Source organism: Streptomyces sp. CY-1 (assembly GCF_047218265.1).
Taxonomy (GTDB): domain Bacteria; phylum Actinomycetota; class Actinomycetes; order Streptomycetales; family Streptomycetaceae; genus Streptomyces; species Streptomyces niphimycinicus.
The window spans coordinates 1,039,813-1,059,830 of the sequence record NZ_CP178393.1; the positions used below are offsets into that span (position 1 = coordinate 1,039,813).

At 71.3% G+C, this 20,018-nt stretch carries 18 protein-coding genes; 10 read left to right on the plus strand and 8 right to left on the minus strand.

Annotated features, from left to right (window positions below; translation table 11 throughout):
- Positions 1 to 13 precede the first annotated feature (13 nt).
- Entirely contained in the window at positions 14 to 1,063 is a 1,050-nt protein-coding gene (locus ACK1X7_RS04515; RefSeq protein ID WP_413114660.1) for a 3-dehydroquinate synthase family protein, read from the plus strand.
- A 13-nt stretch (positions 1,064 to 1,076) separates the two neighbouring features.
- Here the strand turns inward: ACK1X7_RS04515 and ACK1X7_RS04520 are convergent, their stop codons facing one another.
- Entirely contained in the window at positions 1,077 to 2,009 is a 933-nt protein-coding gene (locus tag ACK1X7_RS04520; RefSeq protein WP_390795671.1) for an ROK family protein, read from the minus strand.
- Between the two features lie 37 nt (positions 2,010 to 2,046).
- Positions 2,047 to 2,496, minus strand: a complete 450-nt coding sequence (locus ACK1X7_RS04525) for a type II 3-dehydroquinate dehydratase (protein ID WP_014058381.1) — start codon at positions 2,494 to 2,496, stop codon at positions 2,047 to 2,049.
- A 211-nt stretch (positions 2,497 to 2,707) separates the two neighbouring features.
- Between ACK1X7_RS04525 and ACK1X7_RS04530 the strand changes: the two genes are divergently transcribed.
- From ACK1X7_RS04530 to ACK1X7_RS04540, 3 genes are all read left to right on the plus strand, one after another.
- Positions 2,708 to 3,874, plus strand: coding sequence for a DegT/DnrJ/EryC1/StrS family aminotransferase (locus ACK1X7_RS04530; RefSeq protein ID WP_385156517.1), 1,167 nt, complete (start codon positions 2,708 to 2,710; stop codon positions 3,872 to 3,874).
- Positions 3,871 to 4,995 (plus strand): Gfo/Idh/MocA family protein, encoded by a 1,125-nt coding sequence (locus ACK1X7_RS04535; RefSeq protein ID WP_390795669.1) that lies wholly within the window; start codon positions 3,871 to 3,873, stop codon positions 4,993 to 4,995. The genes ACK1X7_RS04530 and ACK1X7_RS04535 overlap by 4 nt, the downstream gene beginning before the upstream one ends.
- 153 nt (positions 4,996 to 5,148) lie before the next feature.
- The gene (locus ACK1X7_RS04540) at positions 5,149 to 5,844 is read left to right on the plus strand and encodes an HAD-IA family hydrolase (RefSeq protein ID WP_385152177.1); all 696 of its coding nucleotides are present in this window, start codon (positions 5,149 to 5,151) and stop codon (positions 5,842 to 5,844) included.
- A gap of 414 nt (positions 5,845 to 6,258) precedes the next feature.
- Here the strand turns inward: ACK1X7_RS04540 and ACK1X7_RS04545 are convergent, their stop codons facing one another.
- Together ACK1X7_RS04545 and ACK1X7_RS04550 are read right to left on the minus strand one after the other, a co-directional pair.
- On the minus strand, positions 6,259 to 6,891 hold the full coding sequence (locus tag ACK1X7_RS04545) for a sigma-70 family RNA polymerase sigma factor (RefSeq protein ID WP_014058385.1): 633 nt from the start codon (positions 6,889 to 6,891) through the stop codon (positions 6,259 to 6,261).
- Between the two features lie 181 nt (positions 6,892 to 7,072).
- Positions 7,073 to 7,768: a hypothetical protein gene (locus ACK1X7_RS04550; RefSeq protein ID WP_385152173.1), complete on the minus strand. Its 696-nt coding sequence runs from the start codon at positions 7,766 to 7,768 to the stop codon at positions 7,073 to 7,075.
- A gap of 216 nt (positions 7,769 to 7,984) precedes the next feature.
- Here ACK1X7_RS04550 and ACK1X7_RS04555 point away from each other — a divergent pair, with 216 nt between their 5' ends.
- The gene (locus ACK1X7_RS04555; RefSeq protein ID WP_413114661.1) at positions 7,985 to 9,475 is read left to right on the plus strand and encodes a PepSY-associated TM helix domain-containing protein; all 1,491 of its coding nucleotides are present in this window, start codon (positions 7,985 to 7,987) and stop codon (positions 9,473 to 9,475) included.
- 54 nt (positions 9,476 to 9,529) lie between these two features.
- Positions 9,530 to 10,582, plus strand: a complete 1,053-nt coding sequence (locus tag ACK1X7_RS04560) for an NAD(P)/FAD-dependent oxidoreductase (RefSeq protein ID WP_413114662.1) — start codon at positions 9,530 to 9,532, stop codon at positions 10,580 to 10,582.
- A 77-nt stretch (positions 10,583 to 10,659) separates the two neighbouring features.
- Here the strand turns inward: ACK1X7_RS04560 and ACK1X7_RS04565 are convergent, their stop codons facing one another.
- A complete protein-coding gene (locus ACK1X7_RS04565) occupies positions 10,660 to 11,583 on the minus strand; it encodes a S1 family peptidase (protein ID WP_385152167.1) in 924 nt (307 codons plus the stop codon).
- Positions 11,584 to 11,764: 181 nt separating this feature from the next.
- Between ACK1X7_RS04565 and ACK1X7_RS04570 the strand changes: the two genes are divergently transcribed.
- The 4 genes from ACK1X7_RS04570 to ACK1X7_RS04585 all read left to right on the plus strand — a co-directional run bounded on the left by ACK1X7_RS04570 (position 11,765) and on the right by ACK1X7_RS04585 (position 16,699).
- Positions 11,765 to 14,449, plus strand: coding sequence for a SpoIIE family protein phosphatase (locus tag ACK1X7_RS04570; RefSeq protein ID WP_390795666.1), 2,685 nt, complete (start codon positions 11,765 to 11,767; stop codon positions 14,447 to 14,449).
- 141 nt (positions 14,450 to 14,590) lie between these two features.
- Positions 14,591 to 15,097: a methylated-DNA--[protein]-cysteine S-methyltransferase gene (locus ACK1X7_RS04575; protein ID WP_385152160.1), complete on the plus strand. Its 507-nt coding sequence runs from the start codon at positions 14,591 to 14,593 to the stop codon at positions 15,095 to 15,097.
- A 121-nt stretch (positions 15,098 to 15,218) separates the two neighbouring features.
- On the plus strand, positions 15,219 to 15,947 hold the full coding sequence (locus ACK1X7_RS04580) for a 2OG-Fe(II) oxygenase (RefSeq protein ID WP_385152156.1): 729 nt from the start codon (positions 15,219 to 15,221) through the stop codon (positions 15,945 to 15,947).
- A gap of 59 nt (positions 15,948 to 16,006) precedes the next feature.
- Entirely contained in the window at positions 16,007 to 16,699 is a 693-nt protein-coding gene (locus ACK1X7_RS04585) for an alpha-ketoglutarate-dependent dioxygenase AlkB family protein (protein ID WP_385152153.1), read from the plus strand.
- Here the strand turns inward: ACK1X7_RS04585 and ACK1X7_RS04590 are convergent.
- The 3 genes from ACK1X7_RS04590 to ACK1X7_RS04600 form a co-directional block, all read right to left on the minus strand.
- Complete coding sequence (locus ACK1X7_RS04590) at positions 16,681 to 17,877, minus strand: cytochrome P450 (protein WP_390795665.1); 1,197 nt, start codon at positions 17,875 to 17,877, stop codon at positions 16,681 to 16,683. The two genes, ACK1X7_RS04585 and ACK1X7_RS04590, sit on opposite strands and share 19 nt — an antisense overlap.
- 57 nt (positions 17,878 to 17,934) lie before the next feature.
- Positions 17,935 to 19,161, minus strand: a complete 1,227-nt coding sequence (locus ACK1X7_RS04595; protein ID WP_413114663.1) for an LLM class flavin-dependent oxidoreductase — start codon at positions 19,159 to 19,161, stop codon at positions 17,935 to 17,937.
- 65 nt (positions 19,162 to 19,226) lie between these two features.
- A complete protein-coding gene (locus ACK1X7_RS04600; protein WP_385152143.1) occupies positions 19,227 to 19,982 on the minus strand; it encodes an arylamine N-acetyltransferase family protein in 756 nt (251 codons plus the stop codon).
- Between the last annotated feature and the right edge of the window lie 36 nt (positions 19,983 to 20,018).

Here is a 20,018-nt window from a genome sequence, read left to right on the forward strand (position 1 = left end):
GGACGGACAGCGCATGACGGCGTCGGCTCATCCGCATACCCGCGTCATGGTGGAACTCGGCGACCGTTCCTATCCCGTGGACATCGGGCCGGGTGTCCGGCACGCGCTGTCGGGGGTCATCGCGGGGCTGGGTGCTCAGCGGGTGGCGATGGTCTCCGCCCGGCCGGACGGCTGGCTGCCGGATCCGGGCGTGCCGTCGGTGGTGTTGCGGGCCCGTGACGGGGAGGCGGACAAGTCGCTGGCCACGGTGGAGGAGCTGTGCCGGGAGTTCGTCCGTTTCGGGCTGACCCGGTCTGATGCGGTCGTCTCCTGCGGTGGCGGGACCACCACCGATGTCGTGGGTCTCGCGGCGGCGTTGTATCACCGGGGTGTGCCCGTGGTGCATCTGCCGACCTCGCTGCTGGCCCAGGTGGACGCCAGCGTGGGCGGGAAGACGGCGGTGAATCTTCCCGAGGGGAAGAATCTGGTGGGTGCTTTCTGGCAGCCCTCCGCCGTGCTGTGCGACACCGACCATCTTCAGACGCTGCCCGCGGCGGAAATGCTCAATGGATACGGGGAGATCGCCCGCTGCCACTTCATCGGCGCCGGTGATCTGCGCGGGCTGCCGCTGGCGGAGCAGATCGCGGCGAGCGTGGCCCTGAAGGCGTCGGTGGTCTCCGCGGATGAGCGGGACTCCGGGCTGCGTCATGTGCTCAATTACGGCCACACCCTGGGCCATGCGCTGGAAATCGTGACCGATTTCCGGCTGCGGCATGGTGAGGGGGTCGCGATCGGCACGGTTTTCGCCGGGCGTCTGGCGCTGGCCCTGGGCCGGATCGACGAGGCGCGGGCGGCGGAGCATCTGGAGGTGGTGCGGGGTTACGGGCTGCCGTTCGCACTGCCCGCCGATGCCGATCCGAGCCGTCTGATCGAGGTGATGCGGCTGGACAAGAAGGCGACGGACGGGCTCACCTTCGTCCTGGACGGTCCCGGCGGTCCCGAGCTGGTCTCCGGCCTCGCGGAGGAGACGGTCGCCACGGCGCTGGCCGGGATGGACCGGGCCGACCCGTACAACCGCCCCTAGAACCGGACGCGGCTCAGTCCGGCAGCCCTCTGGCCAGCAGAACGGCGCCGTGCAGCGAGGACAGCCCGCCCAGTCGCGCGGGCCGGACCGGTGGCGGCGGATGCCCCGGGCGTCCCAGCGCCGCCGTCCGCTCGGCCACCATCGCCACGAGCTCCGGCATCGCCGAGGCGAACCCTCCGCCGATCAACACGAGCGCGGGACGGACCAGTTCGCATACGCCGGTCACGGCAGCGGCCAGGGCCCTGCCGCTCTCCCGCAGCGATGCCACGGCCCATGGCTTCCCGTCGGCCACGCCCTGCCGCAGCGCGGCGAAGGTCACCTCCTCGCCCCGCCGCCGTGCCGCCCGGCGCAGGGTCGCCGGGCCCGAGGCCGCCGCCTGGACGCAGCCGCGCCGGCCGCAGTCACACAGCGGTCCATCGCGGTCCACGACCAGGTGGCCGACTTCGCAGGAGCCGCGGCCCACGCCGGGGACGGGCTTCCCGTTCAGCACGATGCCACCGCCGATCCCCGTGCCGACGCCGAGGTAGAGCAGATCGGGGCAGCCGGCCTCGTGTGCTTCGGCGAGGGCGGCCAGATCGCCGTCGTCGGCGCAGCGCACCTCGGCTTCGCCGAAGAGCGCGGACAGCGCGCCGCCCAGGTCCACTCCGGCCCAGCCGGGGCGGCCGGGCCAGGCGGTGACCGTGCCGGTGGCGTCGAGGGTGGCGGGCATCGCGACCCCGACGCCGGTGAGCCGCTCGGGGTCGCCGGCGCATAACTCCGAGACGTGTCGCGCCAGCAGATCCAGGTCGCGGGTGGGGTCGACGGACGTCATGGCGTCCGCACCGTCCGGCTCGGCCCAGCGGAAGGAGGATTCGCTGATGCTCAGGTCGTCGTGTTCGAGGCGCAGCGCCACTTTGGTGCCGCCGACGTCGATTCCCAGATGACTGATGATCGCCTCCCGGCTCATCGGCCTTGGCGGTGTGGAGTGGCCGTGGAGTGGCCGCTCAGTCCGGCACCTTCTCGAGCAGGGCGCGTGCGGCGAGCCGGTATCCCAGGGCGCCGAGCCCGAAGATGACGCCCGCGGCCAGCGGCCCCGTCACCGACTCATGGCGGAACTGCTCACGGGCCCAGACATTCGACAGATGCACTTCTATCCAGGGCCGCGGATAGTTGGCCAGTGCGTCCCGAAGACCCCAGCCGGCCATCATGAGCGCGGCCGGATTGATGATGGCGCCGACCGTGTCGTAGTTCCCCTGAATGGTGCGGATGATCTCCGCTTCGCCGTCGAACTGGTAGGAATCCACTTTCCAGCCGCGCTCCGCGACCTCTTCTCCGACCCAGCGTTCGATGTCCTGAAGCGTATCCGTGCCGTAGATCTCGGGCTGTCGCTTCCCGAGTATGCCGAGATTCGGTCCGTTCACCAACAACAGCCTGCTCAATGCGCACCTCGCCATGTGGGGTCGGCTGAATTACAGCGGCTCATCACGGAAGTGTATTTATAGCACGGCGCCCTTGGCCTGGGCCCGAGAGCTTGGTCAACTCCGTATTTAAGGGGGCTGTAGGGGGGCCCTGAGGGGGAATGACGTTTGCCCCGTCGGCCGGTTAGCGTGCTAATGCGTCCGCCGCGGACCTGCCTCCATAACGCATTAAGGGAGTAGGGAAATCATGAGCAATGATGTGCGCCTGGGATCCGAGCTGCCCGCCTGGCCGCAGTATGGCGACGAGGAGCGCGAGGGCCTCATTCGGGCCCTGGATCAGGGGCAGTGGTGGCGTATCGGGGGCGGCGAGGTCGACGCCTTCGAGGCGGAGTTCGCCGCGGCCCATGGCAGCGAGCACGCCCTCGCGGTCACCAACGGAACGCACGCGCTGGAGCTCGCCCTCGAGGTGCTCGGCATCGGCGCCGGCACCGAGGTGATCGTTCCCGCGTTCACCTTCATCTCGTCCTCGCAGGCCGCGCAGCGGCTGGGCGCGGTGGCCGTTCCCGTCGACGTCGACCCGGACACCTACTGCATCGATCCATCGGCGGTCGAGGCGGCCATCGGCCCGCGGACCCGCGCCATCATGCCGGTGCATATGGCGGGTCAGATGTGCGACATGGACGCGCTGGGCAAGCTGTCCGCCGACTCGGGGGTGCCGCTGATCCAGGACGCGGCTCATGCCCACGGCGCGCAGTGGCGCGGCAAGAAGGTCGGTGAGCTGGGCTCGGTCGCCGCGTTCAGTTTTCAGAACGGGAAGCTGATGACCGCCGGTGAGGGCGGCGCCGTGCTCTTCCCCGACGCCGAGATGTACGAGCGGGGCTTCGTCCGGCATAGCTGCGGACGTCCGCCGACCGACCGCGGCTACTTCCACCGCACCTCGGGCTCCAACTTCCGGCTGAACGAGTTCTCCGCCTCGGTGCTGCGCGCCCAACTCGGCCGTCTGGAGGACCAGATCACCACGCGTGAGCAGCGCTGGCCGGTGCTGAGCCGACTGCTCGCCGAGATCCCCGGTGTCGTACCGCAGTCGCGTGACGACCGCGGTGACCGCAACCCGCACTACATGGCGATGTTCCGGGTTCCCGGCCTCACCGAGGAGCGCCGCGCGAAGATCGTCGACGTGCTCATCGAGCGCGGGGTGCCCGCGTTCGTCGCATTCCGCGCGGTCTACCGTACGGACGCCTTCTGGGAGATCGCGGCGCCGGATCTGACGGTGGACGAGCTCGCCCGCCGCTGCCCGCACTCCGAGGCGCTCACCCGCGACTGCGTATGGCTGCACCACCGGGTGCTGCTGGGCAGCGAGGAGCAGATGCACGAAGTGGCCGCCGTCGTCGCCGACGTGCTCGCGGGCTCATGAGCGCCCCGTCCGTCGGCGGGACGCCGATCCGGACCGCCGTGGTGGGGCTGGGGTGGGCGGCCCGCTCGATCTGGCTGCCCCGGCTCCGCGGCAACCCCGCCTTCACCGTGATCGCCGCGGTGGATCCCGACGAGCGCGGCCGCGCGGCCGTCGCCGAGACGGAGGGCGCCGACCGGCTGCCGGTGCTGGCGGCGGTCCACGACCTCGATCCCGCGGAGGTGGACCTGGCGGTGGTCGCGGTGCCCAACCATCTGCACTGCGAGGTCGCCACCGAGCTGCTGGCCAAGGGCATTCCGGTGTTCCTGGAGAAGCCGGTGTGCCTGACCTCCGAGGAGGCCGAGCGACTGGCCGCCGCGGAGCGCTCCGGTGGCGCGGTGCTGCTGGCCGGGAGCGCGGCGCGCTACCGCGCCGATGTGCGCGGGCTGTACCGGATCGCCGCCCGGCTGGGCCGTATCCGCCATGTCGAACTCGCCTGGGTGCGGGCGCGCGGCGTACCCGACCGGGGCGGCTGGTTCACCCAGCGGTCGCTCGCGGGCGGCGGGGCGCTGGTCGACCTGGGCTGGCATCTGTTCGACATCGCGGTTCCGCTGCTGGGCACCGCCGCGTTCCGGCATGCCATCGGCACCGTGTCGTCCGACTTCATCACCCAGCGCTCCTCGCGGGCCGCGTGGCGAGGCGACGACGGCGGCCCGGTGCTCTCGGGCGGCACCGATGTGGAGGACACCGCGCGCGGATTCCTCATCACCGACGACGGCCGTTCCGTCGTGCTGCACGCGAGTTGGGCCTCGCACGAGGCGCTGGACACCACGCGCGTGACGATCGACGGCAGCGCGGGCAGCGCGACCTTGCGCTGCACCTTCGGGTTCAGCCCGAACCGCCTCGAGAAGTCCACCCTGACCCGCACCGTCGACGGTACGACCCGTCCGGTGGCGGTACCCACCGAACCGATCGGCACCGAGTACGACCGGCAGCTCGACATGGTTCCCGCGCTGCTGCGCGACCCGGCGGGGCGGGGCCGGGTGATCGAGGAGGTCCGCCGGACCATCGGCGCCATCGAACGGGTCTACACCTCGGCCCGGATCCCGCAGGAGGTCCGGGAGTCGATGTCGGCGCCGGTGTGACCGTACCGGGCGGCCCCGCCGCTTCTCCCGGCGCGCCGTCGCCATCCCCTTCTCCGAACGGCCCCTGAGACTCGAACCGCCCCTGATACCCGGACCGCCCCCGAGACCCGGACGGGCGTCCCGCCGAACCGGCCCGCACCACGGGAGTCTTCAATGACCAGCCATTCGATCAGTCACGGCGACCCGCTCTCCGGCGCGGGTACCGCCCCGATCACCTCGGTGGTCTTCGACCTCGACGGTGTCCTCGTCAACAGCTTCGCGGTGATGCGCGAGGCGTTCACCCTCGCCTACGCCGAGGTCGTCGGCGAGGGTGAGCCACCCTTCGAGGAGTACAACCGGCATCTGGGCCGCTACTTCCCCGACATCATGCGGATCATGGGTCTTCCGCTGGAGATGGAGGCCCCGTTCGTCCGCGAGAGCTACCGGCTCGCCCATCTGGTGGAGATGTTCGACGGTGTGCCCGAGCTGCTGTCGGAGTTACGCCACCGCGGGCTGCGGCTCGCCGTGGCCACCGGGAAGAGCGGCCCCCGGGCGCGCTCACTGCTCGACACGCTGGGCATCCGTGGCCAGTTCCACGTGGTCCTCGGCTCGGACGAGGTGGCGCGGCCCAAGCCCGCGCCGGACATCGTGCTGAAGGCGATGGACCTGATGGACGCCGACCCCGACCGGACCGTGATGGTCGGGGACGCGGTGACCGATCTGGCCAGCGCGCGGGGGGCCGGGATCACCGCCGTGGCGGCGATGTGGGGGGAGACCGACGAGAAGACCCTGCTCGCGGCGGAGCCCGATGTGATCCTGCACAAGCCGTCCGAACTGCTGGCGCTCTGCCCGGAGGTGACGGCTCCGTAGAGCCGCGCGCCACGTCCGTTTCCGACACCTCCGCCCGAAGTCCCGGGCCCGGGTCCGCACCGGACCCGGGCGCGGGACCCGGGCCGCTGCTTGCCGGAACTACACCAGCGCGGGAACAGCGAGGCGGCCACCGCGATCGGCCCGTCCGCCAGGATCGCCGGGAGGGCATGTCTCGCCGGGGCCTTCGCCGCCGTATCACACGCCGTAGTGGCGCCCTCGGCCCGCGCCTGCCGCCGGTGCGCACGGCCGGCGTTCGCCTCCCCGCCGTCCCCCGGTGGCACGGTCGGCCACTCATCGAGGCCCGCGCCCCCGTACGTCACCGGCCGGGCGGGGGGCCGGTGGTGGCGTACGGGACGCAGCAGATGGCGGCCGTCGATGGGCCGCCACCCGCCGCGTCCCGCATCGTCGATGGGTTCAGCCCGCCAACCTCACGGGTTCCGCGGCCTTCTCGGCAGCGGCCAGCAGTGCGGTGATCTCCTCACGGGCGCGGGCCACACGGGAGCGCACGGTGCCGATCGGGCAGCCGGTCGCGGTGGCGACGTCCGCGTACGGCAGGCCGAGCACCGTGGTGAGGAGGAACATCTCGCGCCGCGCCGGGGCGAGCGCCGCCAGCAGGTCCATCAGCGCCACCCCCTCGTCGAACCCGGGAAGCCCGACGGGCTGCGCCCGTTCGGCCACCTCCTGCCAGTCGTCCGCCTCCAGGGTGCGGGGGCGGGCGGCGGCCATGCGGTAGCGGTCGACGACCACCCGGCGGGCGATCGACAGCAGCCATGTCCGGGCCGATGAGCGGCCGGCGAAGCGCGAGAGTCCGGTCAGCGCCCGCAGATACGTCTCCTGGGCGAGGTCCTCACAGCCGTGGGGGTCGGCGCTGAGATGGAGTACGAAGCGGCGCACATCCCGGTAGGTGGCGCGGATGAAGTGGTCGACCGCGTCGCGGTCGCCGTCACGGGCGGCCAGCGCCCATGCGGTGACCTGGCGGTCGTTCGCCGCGGTGGTGAAGCCGTGCACGGCTCTCATCGGTGCGGCGGGCAACGTGGCGGAAGGCATCGTCACACGTCCTTCGGTGGCGGTGAACGGCACACCGGCATGCGCCACCGGCCGCGCGAGGGCGCGGCGGGACGGCGAGGAGCCGGCGGTGCCGACGGATGGGGCCGACGCCGGGCAGGCGCCGGTACTCCGCCCGTCAACCGGCACTCACCCCAGGTCGGGGCGGGGAAGGACGGGCGGTTCAGCGGACGGCGAGCCGCCTCGGTGGCCCTCTGCGGAGAATGACGTGCCGTAGCAGGACTCCGCGCGGCCGTCGGGCGAAGGCCGGCGCGGACGGCCATGCGGGCAGCGGAGTGGCGCCCGCGCCCAGGATGCGCAGGGCGAGGACGAGCGGGACGAACAGCAGGACCGCGAGGGCGCGGCCGAGCCGGAAGGCGGCCCGCTCGCCGCGCCACAGCCATAGTCCGCAGATCAGCGCGGCGAGCAGGTGGGCCGTGGCCATGCCCGCCCCGCCGGGGCCCGCCCAGGGCCACGGCAGATGGCTCATCGACGGCGCGGCGGCGGACATCGCGTCCCCGCCATGGTGCATATGGCCCATGGCGCCGCCGCTCATCGGGGCGGCGCCCATGTCCCGCGTACCGGGCATCCCGTCGCCCATGACGCTGCCCGCGGCGGGAGCGACGGTCGTCTCCGCGAACCGGAACGCCATGTGCAGGCCGAGTTGGGCGACCACCGTCGCACCGGTCACGACCAGCGCTCCGCGCTCGCGCCCGGCGACCCACCACGCGGCGGCCGTCGTCCCGGCGAACGCGGCGGCCACGGCCCACACCGGCAGGGCGTCGCTGGACATCAACGTGTGCCCGAGCGCGGTCACCACGACGCACACCGCCGCGAACACGGCGGCTCGTGCGAGACGGAAGGGTGGCCCGGCGGACATGGCAGACATGGTGCCAGCCGTCGCCGGAGTGCGTGACGACGGCTCAATCTTCATCACGCCGGTGACAAGCGTGGCGTGTGGGGCCACCCCTGAATGAACCCATGTGAGCCAGCTCACAGAGAATGCCCGGAACTCAGCCGTGTGCGCGGCCGACAACTCAACCGGCGGCCCGATACGCGTCCGCCTCCCGCCGTTGCCCCGAGCCAGGAGTCGTCCATGTCCGCTGAACCGCTCGCCCCGGCCACGGGCGATTCCCCGGATGACACCGCCGACAAGGAGCCACACTCCCCCGCCGAGGCCGAGTCGGGCGGGTCCGGGTCCGGCGGGTCCGTATGGGCGGGCCTGCGGCCGCTCGTACTGCGGCTGCACTTCTACGCGGGGGTGCTGGTCGCGCCGTTCCTGCTGGTCGCGGCCATGACCGGACTGCTGTACGCCGGATCGTTCCAGGCCGAGAAGCTGGTCTACGCCCACGAGCTGCGCGTCCCCGTCGGCGACCGCGAACTGCCGATCTCCCAGCAGGTGGCGGCCGCACGCAAGGCCCACCCCGAGGGGGAGATCAGCGCCGTACGGCCCTCCCCCGAGGACGGCGCCACCACCCGGGTGCTGCTCTCCGGCGTCAAGGGCGTCGATCCCGACCACACATTGGCCGTGTTCGTCGACCCGTACACCGGGAAGGTGCGCGGGGCGCTGGAGCAGTACGGCTCCACCGGCGCCCTCCCGCTGCGTACCTGGATCGATGAGTTCCACCGCGATCTGCACCTCGGGCAGACCGGCCGCCTCTACAGCGAATTCGCCGCCAGTTGGCTGTGGGTCATCGCCCTCGGCGGTGTGGTGCTCTGGCTCAGCCGTCGCCGTAAGAAGCGCACGCCGCGGGCGGTCGCGCTGCCCGACCGCACCGCCACCGGCCGCAGGCGCACCATGTCCTTCCATGGCGCGGTCGGGCTGTGGGTGGCGCTGGGGCTGCTGTTCCTGTCCGCCACCGGCCTGACCTGGTCCACCTACGCGGGGGCCAACGTGGAGGATCTGCGCGCCGCCCTCGGCCAGACCACCCCGACCGTCTCGGCCACCGTCGGCGGCGGCGAACACGCCGGACACCATATGGGCTCCGGCTCCATGCCGGGCATGGACATGGGCGGTACGGGCGAGGCGGCAGGGCACACCGCCGATGTGGGCCTGGACACCGTGCTGACGGCCGCCCGCGCCGAGGACCTGGACAACCCCGTCGAGATCGTCCCGCCCGCCGAGCCGGGCAGTGCCTATGTCGTCAGCCAGATCCAGCGGAGCTGGCCCGAGAAGCAGGACTCGGTGGCCATCGACCCGGCCACGGGCGAGGTGACCGATGTCCAGCGGTTCGCCGACTACCCGGTGCTCGCCAAGCTCTCCCGCTGGGGCATCGACCTCCACACCGGGAACCTCTTCGGCCTCGTCAATCAGATCGCCCTGGCCGCTCTCGCGCTCGCGCTGATCCTGCTGATCGTCTGGGGCTACCGCATGTGGTGGCAGCGCGGCCGCGCCTCCGCCTTCGGCCGCCCGATCCCCCGCGGCGCATGGCGGCGGGTACCGCTGTATGTCCTCCTCCCCCTGGCCGCGGCCACCGCCATGATCGGCTACTACCTGCCCCTCCTCGGCATTCCGCTGGCCGCCTTCCTGGCCGTCGACATCGTCGCGGGCCAGATCGCCCGCAGGCGCGCCACGCCCGCTGCCTGACCATCGCTTTGCCATCCCGGCAACAAGGTTTGCGTCCATGGCGGCTGGGCTCGCATGGTTGCCGTGGAGGTGGTCGACGTGACCGATGAGCTGAAGAACACCTATGACGTGGTGGTGATCGGCGGTGGCGCCGCGGGGCTGAGCGGGGCGCTGATGCTGACCCGGGCGCGGCGGTCGGTGGTGGTGATCGACGCGGGCGCCCCGCGCAACGCCCCGGCCTCGGGGGTGCATGGACTGCTGGCCCGGGAAGGGATCGGGCCGGCCGAGCTGGTGGAGCGGGGCCGGGCCGAGGTGCGCGGCTATGGCGGTCAGGTGGTGTCCGGCGAGGTCGGCACCGTCGCCCGGGAGGAGACCGGGTTCCAGGTGGCCCTGACCGACGGCCGGAGCGTCCATGCGCGCCAACTGCTGCTGGCCACCGGGCTGGTCGACGAGTTGCCGGACGTCCCGGGACTGCGGTCCCGGTGGGGTCGGGACGTGGTGCACTGTCCCTACTGCCACGGCTGGGAGATCCGTGACCAGGCCATCGGCGTCCTGGGGAGTGGGCCGCTCTCGGTGCACCAGGCGCTGCTGTTCCGCCAGTGGAGCGACGATGTCACCTTCTTCCCCCACACCCTGCCGTCGCCGGCCGGTGAGGAGGCGGAGCAACTGGCCGCCCGTGGCATCCGCGTGGTGGACGGTGAGGTGGCGTCCCTGGAGATCGTCGATGACCGGCTCGTCGGCGTGCGGCTGACCGACGGCAGCGTGGTCAAGCGCGAGGCACTGGCCGTCGCGTCGCGGATGGTGGCGCGCACCGGCCTCATCTCGGCGCTCGGACTGCGGGCGGTGGAGCACCCGAGTGGCGCCGGTGAGCACATCCCGTCCGACGCGACCGGCCGCACCGAGGTGCCCGGGCTGTGGGTCGCGGGCAATGTCACCGATCTGGCCGCCCAGGTCGGTGGCGCCGCGGCGGCGGGCGCGGTCGCGGCGGCCCAGATCAACGCGGATCTGATCGCCGAGGAGACCCGGCAGGCCGTCGCCGCCCGGGCGCGCGGCGAGGCACCGTTCTCTCCGGAGATGGAATCGCGGGTCTGCGAAGCGGTGTTGGGCGACCGCCGCCACGGTCTGTGACGGCGGCTCCCTTGGGCCACCGGCTGTCTCCGTCGCCGGGAGACGGAGGCTGGTAGATGGTGGCCAGTGGACGCGTGTCAGTAGACGGTGAGGCCGTAGGCGCTCAGCACTTCCTGGATCGGCTGGTAGAAGGTGGTGCCACCGGAGGCACAGTCCCCTGAGCCGCCCGAGAGAATGCCGATGATCTTGTCGCCCGCGTAGAGCGGACCGCCGCTGTCGCCCGGCTCGGCGCAGATATTGGTCTGGATCAGGCCGGAGACGATGTCGCCGCCGCCGTAGTTGACGGTCGCGTTGAGTGCGGTGACCTGACCGCAGCGGACACCGGTCGTGGCCCCTCGGCGGCAGACCTGCTGGCCGACATGGGCGGTGGCGGTCCCGGTGACATCGACCGTTCCCACGGTCCCGGGGTGCGGAACGGCCGTGTTGGCGTACCGGACGACGCCGTAGTCATCGCCCGGGAAGCTGGTGCCGGTCGTCGGGCCGACCGGGGTGGTCGCACCGGAGTCGGCGTACCAGGTGGGATTGCCATCGGTGCAGTGGCCGGCCGTGATGAAGTAATACGTGGCGCCACTTTGCACATTGACCCCCGTGGAGCAGCGCGTCCCCATGGAGGAGTAGATCCCGTCGCCGCCCGAGAGGAGGATCCGCAGCGGCCCGTCGAGCCGCTCGACGGTGACGGCGCCGCGGAAGCGCTCGGCGGTGCGGTCGAGTCTGGCCAGGTCGGCTCCCCGGACCGTGGAGCCGACGAGGACACGCAGCGTTCCCGTGCGCTCGTCCACGGTCCAGGCCGTGCCCGGGACATCCAGGGATGCCACGGCCGAGGCGGCAGCGGACACGGTGATCGGCACAGAAGTGGACGGGGGTGGGGGCGGGGACGGGGTGGTCGACGCGGAGGAAGCGGCCGCACTCGTGCCGACTGTCGCGAGGGCTGCCGTGGCGAACAGACCGGATATCGCGGCGATCAGCCGACCACGTCTTCCGGTACGGCGTGCTGTTCTCACCCGAACCTCCTTGAAAAGGCCGTCAGTTGGTCCAGCCGCCTCATTGTGCCCGCGTCCGGGCGGACGCGTAACCCACCTTCCCCGGTCGTCGAAAACCGCCCTTGATCAGCGCATTGATCGATCAAAACGATGTCGCGCCCTCCTTCTCGCCTACGCCGAGGAGGATGTTATAAATGCCGATATGAGCCGATACGCTCGTGCGACCCGGAGTCGGCTGGGGCCCCGGTCGAAGGTGCGGAGCGTCGCCGGGCAGGCGTTCATCCTCCAGCTTCTGCTGACGCTGGTTCTGGTGGCCGCCGCAGTGGTGGCCGTAGCGGCGGATGCCCATAAACACAGCTCACTCGATGCCCGCCGACGCTCCCTCGCGGTGGCCGAGACACTCGCGCACTCCCCCGGAATAGCGCGGGCCATCAGCCACGACAAGCCGACGGCGCAGCTCGTCTCCCATGCGGAGGCGACGCGGAAGGGCTCCGGCGTCGACAGCGTCGTGCTGTTCGACACTCATGGCATCCGCCTCACCCACCCCGAGGCGCCCCTGATCGGCAAGCGGATCGTCGGACCGGCCGGGCTGGTGCGGGACGAGCTGAGCGGAAAGACGATCACGGAGACCTTCCGGGCCAGCCAGGGCCCGTCCGTCGTCTCGGCGGTCCCCGTCACCAATGCCGATGGGACCTTCATCGGCGGAGTGTCGGTCGGGGTCAAGGTCGCGAGCGTGAACAGCGCGGTGGACCACCGGCTGCCGCTGCTGCTCGGCAGTGGTGCCGGGGCGCTGGCCCTGGCCACGAGCGGGACGGCGCTGATGAGCGGGCGGGTGCGGCGGCAGACCCATGGCCTGGGCACCGTGGAAATGCGGCGGATGTACGAGCACCATGACGCGGTGCTGCACTCGGTCCGCGAGGGGGTGCTGGTCCTGGCGGAGGACGGGAAGCTGCTGCTGGTCAATGACGAGGCCCGGGGGCTGCTCCGGCTGGCTCCGGACGCGGAGGGGCGGCACATCGGCGAGCTCGGCCTGGAACCGCGTCTGACGGAGCTGCTGACGTCGGAACGGCGGGTCACGGACGAGGTGCACCCCTGCGGGGACCGGCTACTGGTGGTCAATATGCGGTCCACGGACCGTGCGGGCGATCCCGTCGGAAGCGTGGTGACACTGAGGGACACCACCGCGCTGCGGGTGCTGTCCGGCCGGGCCGAGGAGGCCCGCGAGCGGCTGAAGCTGCTGTCCGACGCCGGAGTGCGGATCAGCTCCTCCCTGGACCTGACGGGCACCGCCGAGCAACTGGTGGACGTGGCCGTCCCCCGGTTCGCCGACATCGTCACCGTCGAGCTGCTGGAACCCGTTCTGCGCGGCGAGGAGCCCGAGCCGCCGTACGAGCCCCTGGCACCGCACCGGACCGCCGTGGGCGGGGTTCCCCCCGAAGCCCCCGTCTTCCGCGTGGGCGAGCGGGTCGTCTACGCGGCCGCCACACCGCAGAGCCGCGCCGTGCAGGCCGGAGCCGCCGTGCTCCAGACCGATCCGACCGGCACCGCCGAGTGGCCGCCGGCCGCATACGGTGCCGAGGCCCGGCACCTCCTCGACCGCGGGGTCCACTCGCTGATCGCCGTCCCGCTGCGCTTCCGCGGCGTCACCCTGGGCCTGGCCACCTTCTGGCGGACACGGCGCGGCGAGCCGTTCGACGAAGCGGATCTGGCGATCGCCGGGGAGCTGGCCGTGCGCACCGCCGTGTGCGTCGACAACGCCCGCCGCTACGCCCACGAACACGCCACGGTCGCCGCCCTCCAGCGCACCCTCCTGCCCAGCGGTCTGCCCGACCAGGACGCCGTGGAGGTGGCGTCCCGCTATCTGCCCGCGCAGGGCGCGGTGGGCGGAAGCTGGTTCGATGTGATCCCCCTCCCCGGCGCCCGGATCGCGCTGGTCGTCGGGAAGGTGCCCGGACAGGGTGTGCACGCGGCGGCCACCATGGGCCGACTGCGCACCGCGGTGCAGAACTTCTCGGCCCTGGACCTGCCTCCGGACGAGCTCATCTCCCATCTGGACGAGCTGGTCACCCGTCTCGACCTGGAGCATGACGCCGACTCGCAGGGCAGCCGGATCACCGGCGCCGGGTGCCTGTACGCGATCCACGACTCGGTGTCGGGCCGTTGCACCATGGCCCGGGCCGGCGATCCGGGCATCGTCCTGACCCGCCCGGACGGCACCGTGGACATCCCCGCGATGCCCGCCTCCCCGCCCCTGGGCCAGGGCGGGGAGCCCTTCGAGGCGGTCAGCCTCTCGCTGCCCGCCGCGAGCCGCCTGGTGCTGTACACCAACGGTCTCCTCCAAGGCCACGGCCGAACCGCGGGCACCGGCCTGGATCTGCTGCGCCACACCCTCAAGGCCGAGCCGGACCTCGGCCCGAACGAGACCTGCCGCAGCCTGTTCCACACCGTCCTCCCGGACCGTCCGAGCGATGATGTCGCACTGCTGGTGGCCCGCACCCGGCTGCTGGACCCGGAGAACGTGGCCGAGTGGGAGGTGCCGTTCGACCCGGCGGCGGTCGCCCCGACCCGCGCCGCCTGCGCCCGGACACTACGGGCATGGGGCCTGGAGGACGCCGTGTGCACCGCCGAGCTGGTCATCAGCGAACTGATCACCAATGCCCTGCGGTACGGTACAGCTCCCGTGCGCATCCGGCTGCTGCGCGACCGCGACCTGATCTGCGAGGTCTCCGACGGCAGCAGCACCTCGCCGCATCTGCGGCGGGCCAGGACCACCGACGAGGGCGGACGCGGACTCTTCCTCGTCGCCCAGTTCGCCCGGCGCTGGGGCACCCGCTACACCCCCTACGGCAAGGTCATCTGGGCCGAGACGGCTCTGGACGGCGGCTGAGGGCGGGAAGCCACGCGCCACGCGCCCGGCACCGGGCGCCGGAAACACCATGTCCGAATCCCGCCAGCTTTCCCCTTCCGAAAGACGCATGCTGGGAGCAGCGCACGACAGAACAGCGAGAAGAAGAGAGGGACCACAGCCATGACGGTCCACACGACGATCGACAGCCCGCTCGGCGAGCTGCTGCTGGTGGGCGAGAGGTCCGCCACCGCGCCCGGGGGCACCGCGCTGGTTTCCCTGTCCGTGCCCGGCCAGAAGGGCGGGGCCGTCGTCCAGGACGGCTGGAGCGAGGATGCCGAGGCATTCACCGAGATCATCTCCCAGTTGCGCGCGTACTTCGACGGCGAGCGCGTCCGGTTCGACATCCAGTGCGTCGAGGGCGGCACGGACTTCCAGCGCAGGGTGTGGCAGGCGCTGGAGACCATTCCGTACGGCACGACGGTCAGCTACGGCGACATCGCCCGGCAGATCGGCGCCCCGCGCACCGCGGTTCGCTCCGTCGGCACCGCGATCGGACGCAATCCGCTGCTGGTCGTGCGGCCCTGCCACCGTGTCATCGGCGCCACCGGCGCACTGACCGGCTACGCGGGCGGGCTGGAGCGCAAGCAGCGACTCCTCGTCCACGAAGGCGCCCTCCAGAGCGCCTGAGCGCGGACCCCGCACCTACCGGGGCACACCCACCGGGCCTCGCACCCACCGGTCGGGGCCCGTGCCGCACCCTTCCCGGATCCCGGAGAACACCGATGAGCACGATCGCGGAGAAGCACCGATGAGCACCACGACCGACACCGCACGCCTCCACCAGCGCGTGGCCGCGGCCGACTGGACAGAGCTGGCCGAAGAGCTGGACACCCACGGGTGCGCGCTCACTCCACGGCTGCTGACCCCCGCGCAGTGCGCCCGTATCGCCGGGCTCTATGAGCGGGACGAGCGGTTCAGGAGCACGATCGACATGGCCCGCCACCGCTTCGGCTCCGGTCAGTACCGCTACTTCACCCATGACCTGCCCGAACCGGTCGCCGAGTTGCGCGCCGCGCTCTATCCGCGGCTGCTGACCATCGCCCGTGACTGGGCGGAGCGGCTCGGCCGTCCGGCGCCCTGGCCGGACAGCCTGGAGAAGTGGCTGACCATGTGCCATGAGGCCGGACAGGACCGCTCCGCGCAGATCCTGCTGCGATACGGGCCCGGCGACTGGAACGCCCTGCACCGGGACGTGTTCGGCGACATGCTCTTTCCGCTCCAGATGGTGATCGGGCTGGACGCGTACGGCACCGACTACACGGGCGGGGAGTTCCTGCTGGTCGAGCAGCGGCCACGGGCCCAGTCCCGGGGCACCACGGCCGTACTCCAGCAGGGACACGGGCTGATCTTCACCACCCGTGACCGCCCGGTGGCCACCAAGCGCGGCTGGTCGGCCGGTGTCATGCGGCACGGGGTCAGCACGGTGCGCTCCGGGCGCCGCCACGCACTGGGCCTGGTCTTCCACGACGCGGCCTGACGCCACGGCCGGAACGCCGACGCCGCCGACATCGCCAACCCGCCCGCGGAGAACCCCGTATGAACGCCCTGATCCCCCGCCCACGCCTTGAGGTGGCCCCCGGCGCCGTCCATGTGCCGGGCTGGCTCACCCTCGAACAGCAGCGGGAGCTGGTCATCGCCTGCCGGGGCTGGGCCACCGGCCCGGTCCCGATCCGGCACACGAAGCTGCCGCGCGGGGGCGTCATGTCGGTGCGGACGGTGTGCATCGGCTGGCACTGGCAGCCCTATGCGTACACCCGCACCGCAGACGATGTGAACGGCGCCCGGGTCGCCGAATTCCCGCACTGGATGGTCGAGTTGGGCCGTCGCGCCCTGGCCGACGCCTACGACGACGAGACGGCCGGTGAGGGGTACACCCCCGACACCGCGCTCATCAACTTCTACGACGCCCAGGCGAAACTCGGCATGCACCAGGACAAGGACGAGCGGTCATCCGCCCCGGTGGTCTCGCTCACCATCGGCGACAACTGCGTCTTCCGTTTCGGCAACACCGAGACCCGTACCAAGCCGTACACCGACCTCGAACTCGGCTCCGGGGATCTGTTCGTCTTCGGAGGCCCCTCCCGCTACGCCTACCATGCCGTCCCCAAGATCCTGCCCGGAACCGGTGACCCGGCCACCGGACTGAAGTCCGGACGGCTGAACATCACGATGCGGGTCACCGGCCTGGCCGATCCGGCGTCGTCCAGCGATCACCCCTCGGGCCGCTGAGCCTCGAACTCGACGGGGAGCGCGGTCAGCGAGCGGATGAACGGGTTCTTGCTGTGGCTGATCTCGGAGGCGGGAACGCTCAACCGAAGCCCGGGGAACCGCCGGACCAGGCTCTCCAGGGCGATCTGCCCCTCCACCCTGGCCAGTGGCGCACCGATGCAGTAGTGAATGCCGTGGCCGAACTGGAGATGCATGCCGGAGTCCCTCGTCAGGTCCAGCCGCTCGCCGTCGGTGAAGTGTGCCGGGTCGGAGTGTGCGGCGTCCATGTCCAGAAGCACCTGCTCGCCGGCGCGGATCCGTACGGGGCCGATCTCCACGTCCTCGTTGGCGAAACGGACGACGAGGATGCCCGGCCCGGCGTGCCGGAGCAGTTCCTCCAGGCCGCGCCCGGCCAGTTCGGGGTCCTTGCGCAGCAGCTCCAACTGGTCCGGCCGGGACAGCAGGGAGAGGACCGCGTTGCTGATGAAGCTGCCGGTCAGCTCGTATCCGGCGATCAGCATCATCCGGGCGGTGGCGACCACTTCGCGGTGGCTGAGCCGGTCGTCCTCATGTGCCGACATCAGATCGCTGATCAGGTCGTCCTCCGGGGCCTTCCGCCTGGCCTCGGCGAGATCCTCCATATACGTCCACAGCTTGGTGGCCGCGTCCTGGGAGCGTGCGGCGGTGTCCGGGTCCAACGGGGGCGTGAGCATCAGGTCGGCCCACTGGTGGAATTCGGTGCGGTCGGCGATGGGCACGCCGAGGAGTTCACAGATCACCTGCATGGGCAGCGGGATGGCCAGTGCGGTGACGAGATCGGCCCGGCCTTCGACGGCGATCCGGTCCAGCAGGGTGTCGGTGATCTCCTGCACCCGCGGCCGCAGGCTCTCCACCCTGCGGGTCGTGAACGCCTTGGCCAGCAGCCTGCGCAGCCGGGTGTGCTGGGGCGGATTGGTGCCGGGCAGCGTGTCCTCGAACAGGCCGCTCACCGGAGTGGTCTGGCCCTGGGAGGCCGCGTAGGCGGCGGCCGGGCTCATGCCGGGGTGGCCGAGACAGTCCCTGACCTCGTCGTATCGGGAGACGAGCCATGCCGTGGTGCCGTGCATCGTGATCTGCCGCGGCGGGCCGTGCTTGCGCAGTTCGTCCGCGACGGTCTTCGGGTCGAGGATGCGAAGTTCTTCTTCGGAGGTGTCAGCCATGGCGGTATCGCGTTCTCCTTCGGTGGGTGTCAGCTCTGACTACGGGCGGGTGGGGGGTCAGCTCTGGCTACGGGCGGGGATGATGTAGTCGGGGTCGGCCGTCCGTGGCGGCTCGCGCCGGGCCATGGCGGCATCGATGGCGGGCCGGAGCCGGGCCGCCTTCAGCCGTTCGGCGGTCTCATCGCGCTCCTTGAACTCGGGCATCACCTCGTTGGCGAAGAGCTCCAGCGACTCGCAGATGTGCTCGTGCCGGGTGCCACCGCCCTGGACGAGGAAGATCGCCTGGTCCAGCCCGGCCTCCTCGTGCAGCCGCAGAAAATCGCGTATCTGGCGCGGAGTGCCCACCGCGCCCCGGGCCGGATTGCCCAGCGGCATACCGGGCCTGCCGAAGGAGGAGCGGCCCATACCGTGCTTGTCGCGGTCGCGCTGGAACTCCTCCCACAGCCGGGTGCGGCCCGGTGCGGCGGTGCCGAAGCCCGCGTAGAAACCGAGGCCGAAGTTGAAGAACTGGACGCCGTCGACGGCGCGTTCGACCGCGGTGGTCTCGTTTTGGTGGCAGAACATCGGTATGGTCGCGGCGATCTGCGCGTTGACCGCGAACCCCGCGGGTACGCAGTCCGCCGACTCAATGCCCGAGTAGTAGGCGTCGACCCACGTCTTGGTCTCGGCCGGTCCGAAGAAGGAGAAGTTCAGCGCACCGAGCCCCTTGGCCGCCGCGATGCGGATCGCGTCCCGGTTTCCGCAGGCCATCCACATCGGCGGATGTGGCTTCTGCCGGGACTTGGGCAGCACATTGCGGACCGGAGCGGAAACGTACTTGCCCTCGGATCCGGCGAAGGGCTCCTCGACGAACATGCGGGCCACGGCGTCCACCGCTTCCGCCCACTGGTCCCGTTTGTCGGAGCGCTCCACGCCGAACCCGCCCAGCTCGGTGGGGGTGGTGGACTCGCCCGTGCCGAAATCCACCCGCCCGTCGGAGAGCAGGTCCAGCGTGGCGATCCGCTCGGCGACCCGGGCCGTCGGGTTGAAGGCCGGAGGCATCAGGGCGACCGCGTGGCCGATACGGATGCGGCTGGTGCGCTGGCTGACCGCGCCGAGGAACACCTCGGGCGCGGACATGTGCGAGTACTCCTCCAGGAAGTGGTGCTCAGGACACCACACCTGGTCGAAGCCCAGCCGGTCGGCCAGCTCGATCTCGTCCAACATGTCTTTGAACAGGCGGTGTTCGGAGTCCTGGGTCCAGGGTCGGGGAAGCTGCGCCCCGTACAGCAAACCGAATTTCATGGCGCATCACTCTCATCTGCTGGTCGTCGGCCTCGGGCCGGGACGGGATGGCGGCACCGGCTCGGTCAGTCGCGACCGTCCCAGTACGTGTCGAGCACCTGGGCGTGCTGTTCCGGATCGACGAGGAGGGTGACCTTCTCATGGCCGTCCTCCACGATCGTGAACATGTTGTTGGTGAGGAAGACCTGTCCCTTGTCGATGACGCGCCGGCGCCTGCGCATCGCCGCCAGGATGGCCGGGCCGTCGCCGTCACCGACCCCGGCCCAGGCGCCATAGCTCCTGGGCTCGGTGGTGAAGCGGTAGGTGGTGCGCCAGTCGTGCTCCAGGGTCTTGGCCTGGAGCACGAGATAGCCGTCCCGCCGGATCAGCCGGAACGCGCAGCCGTACTGCCACTGCACCTCCTCGGACAGGCGCAGCGGCTCGATGAAACAGAGCCCGGCATGCCCCACGTCGGCCAGCCACTCCTCCCCCTCGATACGAACGAGCATCAGCATGTGCTCGGGGTCGGGGGCGAAGATGTCACCGGGCAGATAGGTGCCACCACTGATGACGTCCAGGTCATAGCCCAGCTCGCGGAGCAGCCGGGCGAACAGGGTGTTCAGCTCCAGGCACATGCCACCGGCGCCGGTCGGCACGATGGCCTCGAATGCCTTGTCGATATCGATGTCGGCCATGTTCTCCGCGCTGAGGCGGTGCGTGTGGTTGGTGTCGTAGGGGACCGCCATCAGATGGCCGCGGTGCAACTGCCGCAGGTTCGGCAGGGTGGGGGCGGGCCGCTGGGAGAATCCCAGATGCGCCAGGTAGGTGTCCGTGCTGAACATGTGCGATCCCTTTCGCTGCGGGTCCGGCTGAACCGG